This window comes from Enterobacter sp. BIGb0383, assembly GCF_003751845.1.
Lineage (GTDB): Bacteria > Pseudomonadota > Gammaproteobacteria > Enterobacterales > Enterobacteriaceae > BIGb0383.
On record NZ_RJKQ01000002.1, the window covers coordinates 690522 to 706954 of the forward strand.

At 56.2% G+C, this 16433-nt stretch carries 14 protein-coding genes and 2 pseudogenes; 10 read left to right on the plus strand and 6 right to left on the minus strand.

What is annotated here, in order from left to right:
* Window positions 1-286: 286 nt before the first annotated feature.
* From EDF81_RS11650 to syd, 4 genes are all read right to left on the minus strand, one after another.
* Window positions 287-733 carry a flavodoxin gene (locus EDF81_RS11650; RefSeq protein ID WP_123348289.1) on the minus strand — a complete coding sequence of 149 codons (447 nt, stop codon included), beginning with the start codon at window positions 731-733 and terminating at the stop codon, window positions 287-289.
* Window positions 734-755: 22 nt separating this feature from the next.
* Window positions 756-1532, minus strand: coding sequence for a tRNA pseudouridine(65) synthase TruC (gene truC, locus EDF81_RS11655; protein WP_123348290.1), 777 nt, complete (start codon window positions 1530-1532; stop codon window positions 756-758).
* Window positions 1532-1858 (minus strand): YqcC family protein, encoded by a 327-nt coding sequence (locus EDF81_RS11660; RefSeq protein WP_123348291.1) that lies wholly within the window; start codon window positions 1856-1858, stop codon window positions 1532-1534. Before EDF81_RS11660 ends, truC begins: the two co-directional genes overlap by 1 nt.
* A 633-nt stretch (window positions 1859-2491) precedes the next feature.
* The gene (gene syd, locus EDF81_RS11665; protein ID WP_123348292.1) at window positions 2492-3037 is read right to left on the minus strand and encodes a SecY-interacting protein; all 546 of its coding nucleotides are present in this window, start codon (window positions 3035-3037) and stop codon (window positions 2492-2494) included.
* 68 nt (window positions 3038-3105) lie between these two features.
* Between syd and queF the strand changes: the two genes are divergently transcribed.
* From queF to xni, 5 genes are all read left to right on the plus strand, one after another.
* The gene (queF, locus tag EDF81_RS11670; protein ID WP_123348293.1) at window positions 3106-3951 is read left to right on the plus strand and encodes an NADPH-dependent 7-cyano-7-deazaguanine reductase QueF; all 846 of its coding nucleotides are present in this window, start codon (window positions 3106-3108) and stop codon (window positions 3949-3951) included.
* Between the two features lie 119 nt (window positions 3952-4070).
* Window positions 4071-5435: a nucleotide 5'-monophosphate nucleosidase PpnN gene (gene ppnN, locus EDF81_RS11675; protein WP_123348294.1), complete on the plus strand. Its 1365-nt coding sequence runs from the start codon at window positions 4071-4073 to the stop codon at window positions 5433-5435.
* Between the two features lie 440 nt (window positions 5436-5875).
* Entirely contained in the window at window positions 5876-7162 is a 1287-nt protein-coding gene (locus tag EDF81_RS11680; RefSeq protein ID WP_123348295.1) for an HAAAP family serine/threonine permease, read from the plus strand.
* A gap of 62 nt (window positions 7163-7224) precedes the next feature.
* Window positions 7225-8589: an L-serine ammonia-lyase gene (locus EDF81_RS11685; protein WP_123348296.1), complete on the plus strand. Its 1365-nt coding sequence runs from the start codon at window positions 7225-7227 to the stop codon at window positions 8587-8589.
* 111 nt (window positions 8590-8700) lie between these two features.
* On the plus strand, window positions 8701-9462 hold the full coding sequence (gene xni, locus EDF81_RS11690; RefSeq protein ID WP_123348297.1) for a flap endonuclease Xni: 762 nt from the start codon (window positions 8701-8703) through the stop codon (window positions 9460-9462).
* A 16-nt stretch (window positions 9463-9478) separates the two neighbouring features.
* Here the strand turns inward: xni and dpiA are convergent, their stop codons facing one another.
* Together dpiA and dpiB are read right to left on the minus strand one after the other, a co-directional pair.
* Entirely contained in the window at window positions 9479-10159 is a 681-nt protein-coding gene (dpiA, locus tag EDF81_RS11695) for a two-component response regulator DpiA (RefSeq protein ID WP_123348298.1), read from the minus strand.
* Window positions 10122-11790: pseudogene (dpiB, locus tag EDF81_RS11700) on the minus strand (sensor histidine kinase DpiB). Before dpiB ends, dpiA begins: the two are co-directional and overlap by 38 nt.
* A 335-nt stretch (window positions 11791-12125) precedes the next feature.
* Between dpiB and citC the strand changes: the two are divergent.
* The 5 genes and pseudogenes from citC to citX all read left to right on the plus strand — a co-directional run bounded on the left by citC (window position 12126) and on the right by citX (window position 16420).
* Entirely contained in the window at window positions 12126-13202 is a 1077-nt protein-coding gene (gene citC, locus EDF81_RS11705) for a [citrate (pro-3S)-lyase] ligase (protein ID WP_123348299.1), read from the plus strand.
* Window positions 13199-13495, plus strand: coding sequence for a citrate lyase acyl carrier protein (gene citD / locus EDF81_RS11710; RefSeq protein ID WP_123348300.1), 297 nt, complete (start codon window positions 13199-13201; stop codon window positions 13493-13495). Before citC ends, citD begins: the two co-directional genes overlap by 4 nt.
* A complete protein-coding gene (locus tag EDF81_RS11715; protein ID WP_123348301.1) occupies window positions 13492-14400 on the plus strand; it encodes an aldolase/citrate lyase family protein in 909 nt (302 codons plus the stop codon). The genes citD and EDF81_RS11715 overlap by 4 nt, the downstream gene beginning before the upstream one ends.
* A gap of 25 nt (window positions 14401-14425) precedes the next feature.
* A pseudogene (gene citF / locus EDF81_RS11720) lies at window positions 14426-15835 on the plus strand (citrate lyase subunit alpha); the annotation flags it as partial.
* A 3-nt stretch (window positions 15836-15838) separates the two neighbouring features.
* Window positions 15839-16420: a citrate lyase holo-[acyl-carrier protein] synthase gene (gene citX, locus EDF81_RS11725; protein WP_123348303.1), complete on the plus strand. Its 582-nt coding sequence runs from the start codon at window positions 15839-15841 to the stop codon at window positions 16418-16420.
* Window positions 16421-16433 lie beyond the last annotated feature (13 nt).

Sequence of the window (16433 nt, forward strand, 5' to 3'; positions counted from 1 at the left end):
GGCGCTCGTTGTCGCCCTGCCGGCCACATTTTTATTAACTGGCACAAAAAGTATAAGAAGCGGAACCGCCGCCCTCACCGTGCAGACCCACAACATTCGAAAAAGTGGAGCGGGTGCTTTATGGCAAAAGCCCAGGCTTATGGGTGATGGTTCACGGAAATGAAACGCAGCGTCTCATTTAGGGGTGACAACGGTGAGGAGTGTGAATTAGCTCGCTTGACGCGGAGGAAATGCCTGCTAATGGGCGCTAGGGAAGAATGCCCTCCTGGCAGAGGGCATATCAGGACTAGAGCAGCGTTGCCCAGTGCTCAACCCAGGGATTGGACTGGCCTTCCGGCTCGGGATGCTCGCTGGCGTCGATGGTCAGCACCTCGCCTACGCGCTGTGCGCCCTGCTCCTGGAGCAGCGCATCAAACTTGAGGCCGCCGCCGCAGTAGTGGCTGTAGGTGCTGTCGCCGAGAGCGATAACGCCATAGCGCAGATTTGGCTGATAGCCCAGGCGCTCTTTGATGCCCTCAAATAACGGCACGATGCTTTCCGGCAGATCGCCCTGTCCAGTGGTTGAGGTCACCACCAGGGCAATTTTCTCCTGGAAGGGCAGCCAGTCTTCAGGCGTTGGGTCTTCAAAAATCTGAGTCTGATGCCCCTCGCCTTCCAGGATCGCCGCCGCTTCTTCCGCTACCAGCAGCGCGTTGCCGTACATGGTGCCGACAAAAATGCCGATTTCGGCCATGCTGTTACTCCCTCAATGATCGTTAATGCTGTTCATCCTGGCCGCTGTGCGCCGTAAACTCAACCCTTTCATTTTCAGGGAGAAGCCCGCGCCAGCCAAAGTGCTCCAGCGCCTGCATCCAGATATCATCCAGGCCTGCGCGCAGGGTCAAAGGCTCACCGGTAAAGGGATGCGTCAGGCTCAGCTGGCTGGCGTGCAGCATCATACGCTCACAGCCAAAAGAGGCCGCGGCACTGCGGTTCTGCCGCAGATCGCCATGCTTGCTGTCGCCGATAATCGGATGGCGCAGATGGGACATATGCCGGCGCAGCTGGTGTTTGCGGCCGGTCTGCGGATCGAGCTGTACCAGCCCGTAGCGGGTGGTGGGATAGCGCCCGGTTGGCACCGGCATCTCAACCGTCGCCAGCCCTTTATAGTGGGTAATCGCGGACTGAGGTTCTCTGTTTTCGCGGGCGTGTTTGTCGGCGATCTTATCCAGCTCTTCCACCAGCGGGTAGTCAAGCACGGCCTCATCCGTCAGCCAGCCGCGCACGATGGCATGGTAGCGTTTCTGGATCTGGTGCTGTTCAAACTGCTGCGACAACAGACGCCCGGCCTCGCTCGATAAGCCCATCAGCAGCACGCCGGAAGTCGGTCTGTCGAGGCGATGAACGGTGAAAACATGCTGGCCTATCTGGTCACGTACGGTTTGCATCACAAACACTTTTTCATCGCGATCCAGCCAGCTACGGTGCACCAGCCAGCCCGAGGGCTTATTGACCGCCACCAGCCATTCGTCCTGATAAATAATTTCCAGCATCAGACGTTATCACCAAACAGGGCATCAAGCTGCGTCAGCTCGGCCAGCAGCGCATCGCGCAGCGGATGGGCTGCGTCCAGAGCCATCTCATAATAAGGGCCGACGGCAAAAGTCTGTGGCAGGGGAAAACTGCCGTCGAGCAGCGCATGCATTCTGGGGATCAGCACCCACTGCAGCCATTCAACAGGCTCCAGGGTGTCCATGCAAAAGGGTTGGGTACTCTCGAAAGCAGCAGGCTCAGGCGCGCTGGACTGCCAGTGGTCATGCCTGCGCAGGAGTGTTTCAATCGCCTGCAGCTGCTGACGCACGCTGTCGTGGTGTGTCATGTAAACCTCAATACCAAACGGATCTGCCGCGAAGAATAGCAAATGTGGGCGCGCAAACAAAAAAAAGGGCGCACTGTAAAAACAGTGCGCCCGATCCGTTTCGCAGCAATCCAGCTACTTTTGTTGCTCCCTGCTCGTCCGTGACAACTTTTCCCGTGGTCTCCAGACCTGTTCATCCGTAAACTGCTGCATCCTGCTCACACCACCCCGATGTGACAAAACTCAATTCCGTAAGCGAGTCCCGATCTTCCTGATCCACCGAATATCCTGGTCGGCTCTCATTCTCCTTCCTGGAGGTGTCCCTGAACGCATCCTGCGTCATCCACTTTGCTTCATCAGTGAAGCCTTCCTTGCAGCACCTTCCTGGTGGGTCCCCGAAGCGCCATCTCCCTGACGGTCACTTCGACTTGACGTCCTGCCAATGACCATAGAATCCTCTATTCCACCCCGGCTTACAAGGCACGATCCGGGCAGTACGGTAGACCTTTTTTCGTATGAAAGTAATAAGGAAAATCCTAACTAGATGATTTTAATCGGACTTAATAAAGAGGGGATTTGCGCGTCCTACAGACGGAAAGGCGATCTCTCACAATGCGTGTGAGAGATCTCTTACAAGATTGATAGCAATTGGGGTTATAAAACCGGCTTAAGTTCGTTCAGAAAATCATAAAGAGACGCGGCAAGCACCGTGCGCTGAGCGGTACCGAACTTTTCTTTCACCACTTCACCGCTCAGGTTGCAGACCGAAATCATCTCCATTTCGCTGTCGAGGGTCGCAATAAACAGCGTGGGCGAGAGCTTCAGGCGCTTTTGCGTGACCAGGTGACCAATCAGGTTCTCCTGCACGCGCTGAAAATCGTCGGCGCTCCAGGTTTGCAGCAGCGTCAGCGTTTCGTCCCTGAAGCATCCGCCCATATCCCCTGCAAACTGTGCGGTATAGAAAGCATGAACGGCGGGTTGTATCACAATATCCAGCGCCCGCTCAACCGCGCTAATCGTCGCATCGCCTTCAAAAGGCTGAGGCTGCCAGAGGACGCGTTCATCCACAGAGGAAATAATGCAGGGCGAAGGGATGCCGAACAGCGCCTCGCTTTGCGGCCAGGTCTCGTGCTGCTGATGCCAGGCGTCGCAATAGCGCTGGGTAAATGCTGTCAGGGCTTGTGAAGTCTGTAGGTCCACCGCGTTCTCTCTTTCCGCTTACCAGGATACACTTGCGCAATAGTGTACCTGCTTTATGACGGTGAAACATGACTTCTTATGAAAACCATCAGGCGCTTTCCGGCCTGACGCTCGGCAAAACAACCGCTTACCGCGACACCTATGACGCGACGCTGCTGCAGGGGGTGCCCCGCAGCCTGAACCGCGATCCGCTGGGTCTTTCAGCGGATAATCTGCCCTTTCACGGCGCCGATATCTGGACGCTGTACGAACTCTCCTGGCTGAATGCCAACGGTCTGCCGCAGGTTGCCGTCGGCCATGTCGAACTGGACCACGCCAGCGTCAATCTGGTGGAATCAAAAAGCTTTAAGCTCTATCTGAACAGCTTTAACCAGACCCGCTTTGCCAGCTGGCAGGATGTGCAGCAGACGCTGCAGCGGGATCTGAGCGCCTGCGCGCAGGGTGAAGTCAGCGTTGCGCTCTACCGCCTGGATGAGGTTGAAGGTCAGCCGATTGCCCACTTCCACGGCACCTGCATCGACGAGCAGGATATTGTTATCGACAACTACCAGTTCAGCACCGACTATCTGCAGGGTGCTGCAGGTGACAAGGTGGTTGAAGAGACGCTGGTTAGCCATCTGCTGAAATCGAACTGTCTGATTACCCATCAGCCGGACTGGGGTTCGGTGCAGATTCAGTATCGCGGGCCGCAGATCGACCGGGAGAAACTGCTGCGTTATCTGGTCTCTTTCCGCCACCATAACGAGTTCCACGAACAGTGCGTTGAGCGCATTTTTAACGACATTCTGCGCTTCTGCCAGCCAGAAACGCTGAGCGTATACGCCCGCTACACGCGGCGTGGCGGGCTGGATATCAACCCGTGGCGCACCAATACCGATTTTGTTCCGGCAACCGGACGCCTGGTTCGTCAGTAAAAAGCCGGTATTTATTTCAGACTACGAGCAGGGTTCCACAGTACGGGTTGTGAAAACGCCTCAGGCAAGGCTATTGTAATCACAAGGGCGCGGAGACTTTCGCCCCATAAGGAGCTCACTTGATTACACATATTAGCCCGCTTGGCTCAATGGACATGCTGTCGCAGCTGGAAGTCGACATGCTTAAACGCACTGCCAGCAGCGACCTGTATCAACTGTTTCGTAACTGCTCACTGGCGGTCCTGAACTCGGGTAGCCTGACGGACAACAGCAAAGAGCTGTTGTCCCGTTTTGAAAATTTCGATATCAACGTGCTGAGCCGCGAACGCGGCGTCAAGCTGGAACTGATTAACCCGCCGGAAGACGCTTTTGTCGACGGACGCATTATCCGCTCGCTGCAGGCCAACCTGTTTGCCGTCCTGCGCGATATCCTGTTCGTTAACGGCCAGATCCACAACGCCGGTCGCGTTCAGCACCTCAATCTTGAAAGCTCCACCCATATCACCAACCTGGTGTTCTCCATTCTGCGCAACGCCCGGGCGCTGCACGTTGGCGAAGCGCCGAGCATGGTGGTGTGCTGGGGCGGCCACTCGATCAATGAAACTGAATACCTCTACGCCCGTCGGGTCGGAACGCAGCTTGGCCTGCGCGAGCTGAACATCTGCACCGGCTGCGGGCCGGGCGCGATGGAAGCGCCAATGAAGGGTGCAGCTGTGGGCCACGCCCAGCAGCGTTATAAAGAAGGGCGTTTTATCGGCATGACCGAACCGTCCATCATCGCCGCAGAGCCGCCTAACCCGCTGGTCAATGAACTGATCATCATGCCCGATATCGAGAAACGCCTTGAAGCCTTTGTCCGTATCGGCCACGGGATTATTATCTTCCCTGGCGGCGTCGGGACGGCCGAAGAGTTCCTCTATCTGCTGGGGATCCTGATGAACCCGGCGAACAAAGATCAGGTTCTGCCGCTGATCCTCACCGGGCCGAAAGAGAGCGCGGACTACTTCCGGGTGCTGGATGAATTTATCGTCCATACCCTGGGGGAAGAAGCGCGTCGGTACTACCGCATTATCATCGACGACGCCGCCGAAGTGGCGCGACAGATGAAAAAAGCGATGCCGCAGGTAAAAGAGTGCCGTCGTGAGACCGGGGATGCCTACAGCTTTAACTGGTCGATTCGCATCGCACCGGACCTGCAAATGCCGTTTGAGCCAACCCATGAAAATATGGCGAATCTTAAACTCTATCCTGACCAGCCGGTAGACGTTCTGGCTGCCGATCTGCGTCGTGCCTTCTCAGGCATCGTGGCGGGTAACGTTAAAGAAGTCGGCATTCAGGCCATTGAGGCTCACGGGCCGTATAAGATCCACGGCGACCGCGAAATGATGCGTCGGATGGACGATCTGCTGCAGGGCTTTGTCGCCCAGCACCGCATGAAACTCCCCGGCACGGCCTATATCCCCTGCTACGAAATCTGTTCCTAGTTCTTATGGGCAGTCTCATAGGCTGCCCTTATGAATCCTTCCTTCTTTAGTATTCCCTCAGCACATCAGATATCGAACAAAAGCCGAAAATCACACCATAAATCTCTTCTTTTAGCCGATTTATCAGTAGAAACAACGATATATCCTCCGCTTACTTTCAGAGCATATGCTGCCAGTGGTAGCATTTACGCCCATAAATCCAGATAGACCCACCTTTTGCAGTGTTATGGCCTAAGCATGGCCCTATAAAAAGTGAATTATTGCAATTGAGATCCCGATCACTGATATAACCATAACAAATATGTATCTTTGCGCGCGCCGATAGTTACAGTGAAAAACTATAAATAAACCGCCAAAGAGAAAATTTCATTTCGCAAAGCGGCATGTTCCTGTTTTTTTTGACTTAAAACTGACAATTCGTTTCCCTCCAGGAGATATAGATGGAAAACATTCAGACCAGCACCACTACCACGGTGGAAACACCGGGTTCATGGCGCAAAACGGATACCATGTGGATGCTGGGCCTTTACGGCACCGCTATCGGCGCGGGCGTTCTCTTCCTGCCTATCAATGCCGGTGTCGGCGGACTGATCCCGCTGATCATCATGGCGCTGATCGCTTTCCCGATGACTTTCTTCGCACACCGCGGCCTGACCCGTTTTGTGCTGTCCGGTAAAAACCCGGGCGAAGACATTACCGAAGTCGTTGAAGAACACTTTGGCGTTGGCGCAGGTAAACTGATTACCCTGCTCTACTTCTTCGCTATCTACCCGATTCTGCTGGTTTACAGCGTGGCGATCACCAACACTGTAGAAAGCTTTATGACTCACCAGATTCAGATAACGCCGCCACCGCGCGCGATTCTGTCCCTGATTCTGATCGTCGGCATGATGACCATCGTGCGCTTCGGCGAGCAGATGATCGTGAAAGCGATGAGCATTCTGGTGTTCCCGTTTGTTATCGCCTTGATGGTGCTGGCCTGCTACCTGATCCCGCAGTGGAACGGTGCCGCGCTGGAAACCCTCTCCCTGAGCAGCGCCACGACCGGCAGCGGCCTGTGGATGACCCTGTGGCTGGCAATCCCGGTAATGGTGTTCTCCTTTAACCACTCCCCGATCATCTCCTCCTTCGCGGTCGCGAAGCGTGAAGAGTACGGTCAGGGCGCAGAGAAGAAATGTTCTTCTATCCTGGCCCGCGCGCACATCATGATGGTTATTACCGTGATGTTCTTCGTGTTCAGCTGCGTACTGAGCCTCTCCCCGGAGAACCTGGCTGAAGCGAAAGCCCAGAACATCTCTATTCTGTCCTACCTGGCTAACCACTTTAACGCGCCGGTTATCGCCTGGATGGCACCGATTATCGCCATTATCGCGATCACCAAATCCTTCCTCGGCCACTACCTGGGCGCACGTGAAGGCTTTAACGGTATGGTGATTAAATCCCTGCGCGGTAAAGGTAAGAGCATCGAAATCAGCAAGCTGAACAAGATGACTGCACTGTTCATGCTGGTCACCACCTGGGCGGTAGCGACACTGAACCCGAGCATCCTCGGGATGATCGAAACCCTGGGCGGCCCGATTATCGCGATGATCCTGTTCCTGATGCCGATGTACGCGATTCAGAAAGTCCCGGCGATGCGTAAATACAGCGGCCACATCAGCAACGTGTTTGTGGTTGTGATGGGTCTTATCGCCATGTCCGCTATTTTCTTCTCGCTGTTCAGCTAATCCCCCTGCGCCGCCTTCGGGCGGCGCATCCAATCCCCTCTATTTGTAGTAACGGACGCACTATGATTAGCGTATTCGATATTTTTAAAATCGGCATTGGCCCTTCCAGCTCCCATACGGTTGGCCCGATGAAAGCGGGTAAACTCTTTACCGACGATCTGATCGCACGCGGCATCCTGACCGATATCACCCGCGTGGTGGTCGATGTTTACGGCTCGCTTTCCCTGACGGGGAAAGGCCACCACACCGATATCGCCATTATTATGGGCCTGGCGGGAAATCTGCCGGACACGGTGGATATCGACGCCATTCCCGGTTTTATCCAGGACGTGAACACCCACGGCCGCCTGCTGCTGGCTAACGGTCAGCACGAAGTGGAATTCCCGGTCGATCGGTGCATGAATTTCCATGCGGATAACCTCTCCCTGCACGAAAACGGGATGCGGATCACCGCGCTGGCGGGCGAAAAGGCCGTTTACAGCCAGACTTATTACTCTATCGGCGGCGGCTTTATCGTCGACGAAGCGCACTTTGGCCTGGCGGACGAAGCGTCGGTGCAGGTCCCGTATCCGTACAAAAACGCTGCCGACCTTCAGCGTCACTGCCGCGAAAGCGGCCTGTCCCTGTCCGGGCTGATGATGAAGAACGAGCTGGCCCTGCACAGCAAAGAAGCGCTGGAACAGCACTTCGCAAGCGTATGGGAAGTGATGCACGGCGGCATTGAGCGCGGCATCACGACCGAAGGCGTACTGCCGGGCAAACTGCGCGTGCCGCGTCGTGCCGCCGCCCTGCGCCGGATGCTGGTCAGCAGCGACAAAACCACCACCGACCCGATGAGCGTCGTGGACTGGATTAACATGTTCGCCCTGGCGGTCAACGAAGAAAACGCCGCCGGTGGCCGCGTCGTCACCGCCCCGACCAACGGTGCCTGCGGCATCGTGCCGGCGGTACTGGCGTACTACAATAAGTTTATCCGTGAAGTGAATGCTAACTCGCTGGCCCGCTATTTTCTGGTCACCAGCGCCATTGGCTCGCTGTATAAGATGAACGCCTCTATTTCCGGCGCGGAAGTCGGCTGTCAGGGTGAAGTGGGCGTGGCCTGCTCCATGGCGGCGGCCGGTCTGGCAGAGCTGCTGGGCGGTAGCCCGGAACAGGTTTGCATCGCCGCGGAAATCGGCATGGAACATAACCTTGGCCTGACCTGCGATCCGGTTGCCGGACAGGTGCAGGTGCCCTGCATCGAGCGTAACGCCATTGCCGCTGTGAAGTCGGTCAATGCGGCACGTATGGCGCTGCGCCGCACCAGCGAGCCGCGCGTCTGCCTCGACAAGGTTATCGAAACCATGTACGAAACCGGCAAAGACATGAATGCCAAATACCGCGAAACCTCTCGCGGCGGTCTGGCCATGAAAGTCTCCTGCGATTAATCCCTCTACGCCCCGTTTTGCGGGGCGTTTTCCGCTTTTCCCGTCGCCTCATGGCATCTCAGCGTTCACAGTGTTAGGCTTGCCCCGGGATTTCACCTAAGGGAGCGGGTTATGGCGGTACATCTGTTGATTGTTGACGCACTGAATCTTATTCGTCGTATTCACGCGGTACAGGGATCCCCCTGCGCGGATACCTGCCTGCACGCGCTGGAGCAGCTTATCGTTCATAGCCAGCCTACCCACGCGGTGGCGGTGTTTGACGACGAAGCCCGCAGCGACAGCTGGCGTCATCATCGGCTGCCGGACTATAAAGCCGGACGCGCCCCGATGCCCGAAACCCTTCATGATGAAATGCCCGCCCTGCGCGCCGCCTTTGAAAAGCGCGGCGTCCGCTGCTGGTCATCCCCTGGCGATGAAGCCGACGATCTGGCCGCTACCCTGGCAGTTAAAATCGCCGGGGCAGGACACGAGGCCACTATCGTCTCGACGGATAAGGGCTACTGCCAGCTGCTGTCCCCGACCATTCGTATTCGTGACTACTTCCAGAAGCGCTGGCTGGATGCCCCCTTTATTGCCGGCGAGTTCGGCGTCACGCCGCAGCAGCTGCCGGATTACTGGGGCCTTGCCGGTATCAGCAGTTCAAAGGTGCCGGGCGTGGCCGGGATCGGACCGAAAAGCGCCACCCAGCTGCTGACCCAGTTCCGTAACCTGGAGGAGCTCTACGCCGGGCTGGACCAGGTGCCGGAGAAGTGGCAGAAAAAGCTGGAAGAGCACCGGGAGATGGCGTTTATCTGTCGTGACGTTGCGCGACTGCAAACGGATCTGCAGCTGGACGGGAATCTGCAGCAGCTGCGGCTGGAAAGGGCTCTCTGACAAAGCGTTTTCTCTGTCACACGCCACGATAGATACGCTGTGGCCGCCCAACTTTACCCCGAACAATCTCTGTCAGTATGACGTGGCGACTCGCGCAATATTCCAGATAGCGTCTGGCCGTCGTTCGACTGATCGTCAACGCCTGCGCCACCGTTTCGGCCGTCTGGTGCGCATCGGGATCGGTGAACAACGCCTTCACGGCATCCAGCGTTAACGCATCAATGCCGACGGGCAGATCCACTTTAGGCTCACCGCGTGCGTACGCATTAAACATCTCGTCGATCTGCCGCTGGCTGGCGCTGTCATTCCCCGCCAGTATCGCTTTACGCTGACGGTACCGGACCAGCGTCTGCCCGAGGCGTTCATACGCAATCGGCTTGACGAGGTAATCAAAGGCTCCGCTACGCACGGCGTCAGACACCGTCTCCATATCGCTGGCGGCCGTGGTTAACACCACCCCGCCGGGATAACGTGAGCGCATGAGTTCATGCAGCAGGGTAATGCCTTTACCATCCGGCAGGTAGTTGTCCAGCAGGATAAGATCCGGCCTGAAGCGCTCTACGATCGTTCGCGCCTGCGCCAGATCGCCCGCCAGCCATATCTGGCCAAACCCGGGAATACGTCGAATATACTCCGCATGCATCTCTGCCAGCAGCGTTTCATCCTCTACGATCAAAAGGGTTAATGCTTCCATCATTGTTCTTTTTTCACTTTCGGAATGAAGATAGAAAACAGGGTGCCGCAGGGATCGTTATCTTCCAGCGTGATCGTCCCACCGCAGCGCCCCACATAAGAGGCAATAAGGTACAGACCGATGCCGTGTTCTCCCGGCTCATCGGTGCGGGTGCTGACACCCTGCTCAAATATTTTTTCGCACAGCGACTCCGGCACACCGCATCCCCGATCGGCAACCTCTATCACAACGTCGTCACCTTCATCACTCAGGAACAGTTCCACAACCCTGTTCTCTTGCGACGTATGCAGGCTGGCCTCGAAGGCATTATCCAGAAGATTACCGACGATTGCCGCAAATTCGGTGCTATCCAGCCCTTCCGGCAGTTGACGAAGCTGGCTGCCAGGAACAATCACCATACTCAGTCCCAGTTCACGCGCACGCTGAACCTTGCCATACAGCAAACCGGCAACCTGCCGGTCGGCAAATGCCTCGCGCAGGCTGTCGATAAGCGCCTGCTGCGTTTTTGCTTCCCCCTGAACCATCGCAATAACCCGATCGTACTCCTTCATTTGCAGCAGACCGTTTAGCGTCGACACCCAGTTTAGGTGCTCGTGCCGCAAGGTTCTCAGGCTCTCCACATACTGCTTGATTTGGGTCAACTGGGCATTGAGCGTGGCGATTTCATCTTTGCTGCGAAAGCTGATAATCGCTCCCAGCAGCTCCTCACCGGACAGAATGGGCTCACGGTTGGCAATCACGCTCAGTCCGTTGAAGTTGACGATGATATCCTGGCGTTTTTCCGCTATTTGCTCGGTAAAAAAATCAGCAGGCTTCACGACATCAGCAATCGGCGTTCCCGACCACTGCCTGCCCGTTGAAGAGAGTCCCAGCATTTTTCTGGCGCTGCGATTGATGGCGGTAATATTCCCCGCCGGATCCACCGCAATCAGCCCTTCATAGACCGAGCTGAAAAGCGCCTCCTGCTGACGCACGACCCGGGCAATCTGCTTCGGCTCCATGCCCAGCATCTGACGGCGAATATGGGCGGCAAAAAACCATGAGAGCAGCATCAGCACGACCAGCAGCAGAATAAACACCCCCGCCATCGGCAGCAGGAAATCAAGGCGCCAGCTGTCAATTTTACTGACCAGGTAACCCAGAGAGACGACGCCGATCACACGCCCATGATGGTCAAATATGGGTGTTTTAGCGCGCATCGCCATCCCCATAGAGCCCTCACCGCTGATAAAATAGCTTTCACCTTTCTCCAGCGCACCGGGTTTGGTGAACTGCATCGGATAACCAATTTTTTCGGCATTGGGATGGTAAAGGCGAACAGAATCGCGATCGCCGATGACAACATAGTCAAAATCCGTGTCGCTCTGAAACCGCTCAATAATGCCCGCCAGTCGCGCATAATCGCGGCCGTTAACGGCTGAAATGATGCTGTCGTTCGCCGCGATGATCTTAGCCTGATTCATCGCCATATCCCGTACATGCCGGGTTAAATAATCGCCGAAGCTCGCAGAGAAATATTGCGCCAGGGCGGTGATAGTACAGATGGAAAAAACCAAAATGAGCAGAAAAATCCGCAGTGGAAACGCAAGCTGCTGAAAGAAAGTGAACGGTTTTTTCTTTTCCTTTACACCCATCATTATTCCCCATCCATTACCACATCTACCCGACACTGCCATTATTATGGCAAGAGTCCCGTCACGAAACAGCCACACCACCAGCAATCGTTGAAAATACCCACCTGAATTTAATTAACCAAATTAAAACCATTAAACCAATTAAAACTACATAAGCCTTTGTGAAATAAGTCAAAAAATACAACAAAAACACCCCGTAGGATATCTACCGTCAGAGCAAGGTTGTCATGAACCCCATTAAACCCCTGACAAAAACAAGTTGTTATCATTTTTTTAAAATACACAACAAATGCAAGAAACAGGCAACAGAATATATTCACAGGATATATAAAACCATGTTTGGCAATAATGTCTTCACCTATGTAAAGCGCTCAGACAATATAAAGATGGCGGAGATCGCCTTTTTTCTGAAAGAGAACGCGTTAAGCGTCGATACCACCGTCGAGATCTTTATCACCATCAAACGCGACGACCGCCTTATCGCCTGCGGCGGAATTGCCGGGAATATCATTAAGTGCGTGGCGATTTGCGAATCCGTTCGCGGTGAAGGTCTGGCGCTGACGCTGGCGACAGAGCTGATTAATCTCGCGTGGGAAAGACACTGCACTCATCTTTTCATCTATACAAAAACTGAATATGAAGCCCTGTTTACACAGTGTGGCTTCAGCACCATCACCCGCGTGCCCGGGATCATGGTGCTGATGGAAAACAGTAAAACCCGCCTGAAGCGCTACGCCGACTCGCTGATAAAACACCGTCACGATGGAAAAAAAATCGGCAGTATCGTCATGAACGCGAACCCGTTCACCAACGGCCATCGCTATCTTATTCAGCAGGCGGCCATGCAGTGCGACTGGCTGCATCTGTTTCTGGTTAAAGAGGACACGTCTCGCTTTTCCTATGAAGACCGTCTGGAGCTGGTGCGCAAGAGCACAGCGGATATCCCTCGTTTAACGGTGCATCACGGTTCGGAATACATCATCTCCCGTGCCACCTTCCCCTGCTATTTCATTAAAGAGCAGAGCGTCATTAACCACTGCTATACGGAAATCGATTTAAAGATTTTCCGCCAGCATCTCGCCCCTGCTCTCGGTATTACCCACCGCTTTGTCGGGACTGAACCCTTTTGCGCCATCACCTCCCGGTACAACCGCGACATGCGCTTCTGGCTGGAAACACCCACGCTCGCCGCGCCGCCGATTGCCCTGGTGGAAATTGAGCGCCTCTGTTTCGGGGAAACGCCCATCTCCGCCTCCCTGGTCCGCAAGCTGCTGGTAAAAAAAGATCTCGCCTCTATCGCCCCGCTGGTGCCTGAAGCCACCCTGAACTATCTGCAGAAGATGCTCCGGCCCACGCCACAGGACGCGACAGACCATCAAAAAAACGCCGTATTAATCACAGGTGAATCATGAAAATAAACCAGGCTGCCGTCGCCGGTACACTTGAGTCAGGGGATGTGATGCTGCGTATCCTGCCGCTCGACACGCAGGACATTGATCTGCAAATCAACAGCAGCGTTGAGAAACAGTTTGGCGATGCCATTCGCGCCACCCTTCTGGACGTGCTCGCCCACCACGATATTCGCGGCGTGCAGTTAAATGTCGATGACAAAGGCGCTCTGGACTGCATTCTGCGCGCACGACTGGAGGCCCTTCTGGCGCGAGCCTGCGGTATTCCGGCGCTGCCGTGGGAGGATCGCTTATGATTTCCGCCTCCCTGCAACAGCGCAAATCCCGCCCGCGTCGCAGCATGCTGTTCGTTCCCGGCGCCAATGCCGCGATGGTCAGCAATGCGTTTATCTATCCGGCAGATGCGCTGATGTTCGACCTGGAAGACTCCGTCGCGCTGCGCGAAAAAGACACCGCACGCCGGATGGTCTATCACGCGCTGCAGCATCCTCTGTATCGCGAAGTGGAAACTATCGTGCGCGTTAACGCCCCTGACTCCGAATGGGGTATCAACGATCTGGAAGCGGTGGTTCGCGGCGGCGTCGACGTGGTACGCCTGCCAAAAACCGACACGGCGCAGGACGTTATCGCTATCGAAAACGAAATCCTGCGTATTGAGAATGCCTGTGGTCGCGAACCTGGCAGCACCGGCCTGCTGGCGGCCATCGAGTCGCCGCTGGGGATCACCCGTGCGGTGGAAATCGCTCACGCTTCGCAGCGTCTGATCGGTATTGCATTAGGTGCGGAAGACTACGTACGCAACCTGCATACTGAGCGCACGCCGGAAGGCACAGAGCTGCTGTTTGCCCGCTGCTCCATACTGCAGGCCGCCCGTTCTGCGGGCATTCAGGCCTTCGACACGGTCTACACGGATGCCAACAACGACGCCGGCTTTCTGCACGAAGCGGCCCACATCAAACAGCTGGGATTCGACGGCAAGTCGCTTATCAACCCGCGACAAATCGAGCTGCTGCACAACCTGTATGCCCCGACGCAACAAGAGGTGGATCACGCCTGTCTGGTGATCGAAGCCGCAGAGGCCGCCGCTCGCGAAGGACGAGGCGTGGTTTCCCTCAACGGCAGGATGGTCGACAGCCCGGTGATCGAACGCGCCCGTCTGGTGATCTCCCGTGCAGAACTTTCCGGCATCCGTGAAGAATAAGGCAAACACCATGACGCAAACAAAACGCGACAACAAGCTGTGCGCAAGTCTGGAAGACGCGATCCGTCGTTCTGGCCTGCGCGACGGGATGACGATCTCCTTCCACCACGCCTTTCGCGGCGGCGACCTGACGCTCAATCTGGTGATGGAGAGCATCGCTGAGATGGGATTTAAAAATTTGACCCTGGCCTCCAGCTCCCTCAGCGATTGTCATGCGCCGCTGGTCGAGCATATTCGTCAAGGCGTGGTCAGCCGCATCTACACCTCCGGCCTGCGCGGAGAGCTTGCCGAAGCGATCTCTCGCGGATTGCTGAGCGAGCCGGTACAGATCCACTCTCACGGCGGGCGTGTTCATCTGATACAGAGCGGCGAACTGAACATTGATGTAGCTTTTCTGGGGGTGCCGTCCTGCGATCCCTTCGGGAATGCTAATGGCTATACCGGCAGAGCGTGCTGCGGCTCCCTGGGCTACGCCAAAGTGGATGCGCAGAGCGCCAGACAGGTTGTACTGCTGACGGGACAGCTGCTTCCTTATCCCCATAATCCAGCCAGCATCGCGCAGGACCAGGTGGATTTGATTGTCGAGGTCGAACAGCCGGGCGACGCCGACAAAATCGGCGCAGACGCCACCCGTATGACCACCAACCCACGCGAGCTGCTGATTGCCCGCAAGGCAGCCGACGTCATTGTAAACTCGGGTTACTTCAAAGAGGGATTCTCCCTGCAGACCGGCACCGGAGGCGCATCGCTGGCGGTCACCCGCTTTCTTGAAGATAAGATGCGTAGCCGCAATATCCGTGCCGATTTCGCCCTCGGCGGTATTACCGCCACCATCGTCGATCTGCATGAAAAGGGGCTGATCCGCAAACTACTGGACGTGCAGAGTTTTGACCGTAACGCGGCGGAATCTCTGGCGCGTAATCCGAATCATATTGAGATCAGTGCTAACCAGTATGCCAACTGGGGATCCAAAGGCGCCTGCGTCGATCGTCTGGACGTCGTGGTTCTGAGTGCGCTGGAAGTGGATACCGGGTTTAACGTCAACGTACTCACCGGCTCCGACGGCGTGATCCGCGGCGCATCCGGCGGCCACTGCGATACCGCCGCCGCGGCAGCGCTCTCCATCATCGTCGCACCGCTGGTTCGCGGGCGCATTCCGACGCTGGTCGATAACGTTCTCACCTGCATTACCCCAGGTTCCAGCGTCGATATCCTGGTCACCGATCACGGTATTACCGTCAATCCGGCTCGCCCGGAACTGGCGGAACGTCTGAAAGAAGCCGGAATGAAAGTCGTGTCGATCGAATGGCTGCGCCAGCGTGCGCTGCAGCTCACCGGTGAACCTCGCCCCGTCGGATTTACCGATCGTTCAATCGCCGTGGTGCGCTACCGGGATGGATCGGTGATGGATGTCGTTTACCAGGTAAAGGAATAAGCCATGCGCTTACCCCCTGAGGAGGCCATCGGCCGCAACATCACCCTTGACGAACTGCTGGCCAGCCGGGATGCACGGCAGGCAAGCCAGGGTGACTGGCTTAAGCGCCACGCGGTGGCGCTGGTCTCCTTTACGGTGGTGGCGCCAGGCCCGGTAAAAGACAGCGCGCTGACTCGCCGGATTTTTAATTATGGCGCAGCGGCTTTGCATACCCTTGCAGGGAAACAGGGCTGGCCCGTTATGGCGCAAAGAGGGCTGGCTTCTGCCAGCGGCCCGGAAGGCCTGCTGGCTATTGCCGCCCCCGCCAGGGACATCAAGCTGGCGACCATCGCGCTTGAACAGTCTCATGCGCTGGGGCGTCTGTGGGATATCGATGTCCTCACCCCGGAAGGTGAAATCCTCTCACGCCGCCATTTCGCGCTTCCCGCCCGTCGCTGTCTGCTCTGCGAACAGAGCGCGGCGGCATGCGGGCGCGGAAAAACACACTCTCTTTCCAGCCTGCTTACTCGCATGGAGGCGTTGCTGCATGTTGCCGATCGTGACCTGGTTTTTAGCACATATTTCGCAGCTAAATCATTTCCATAATTATTAAAAAATC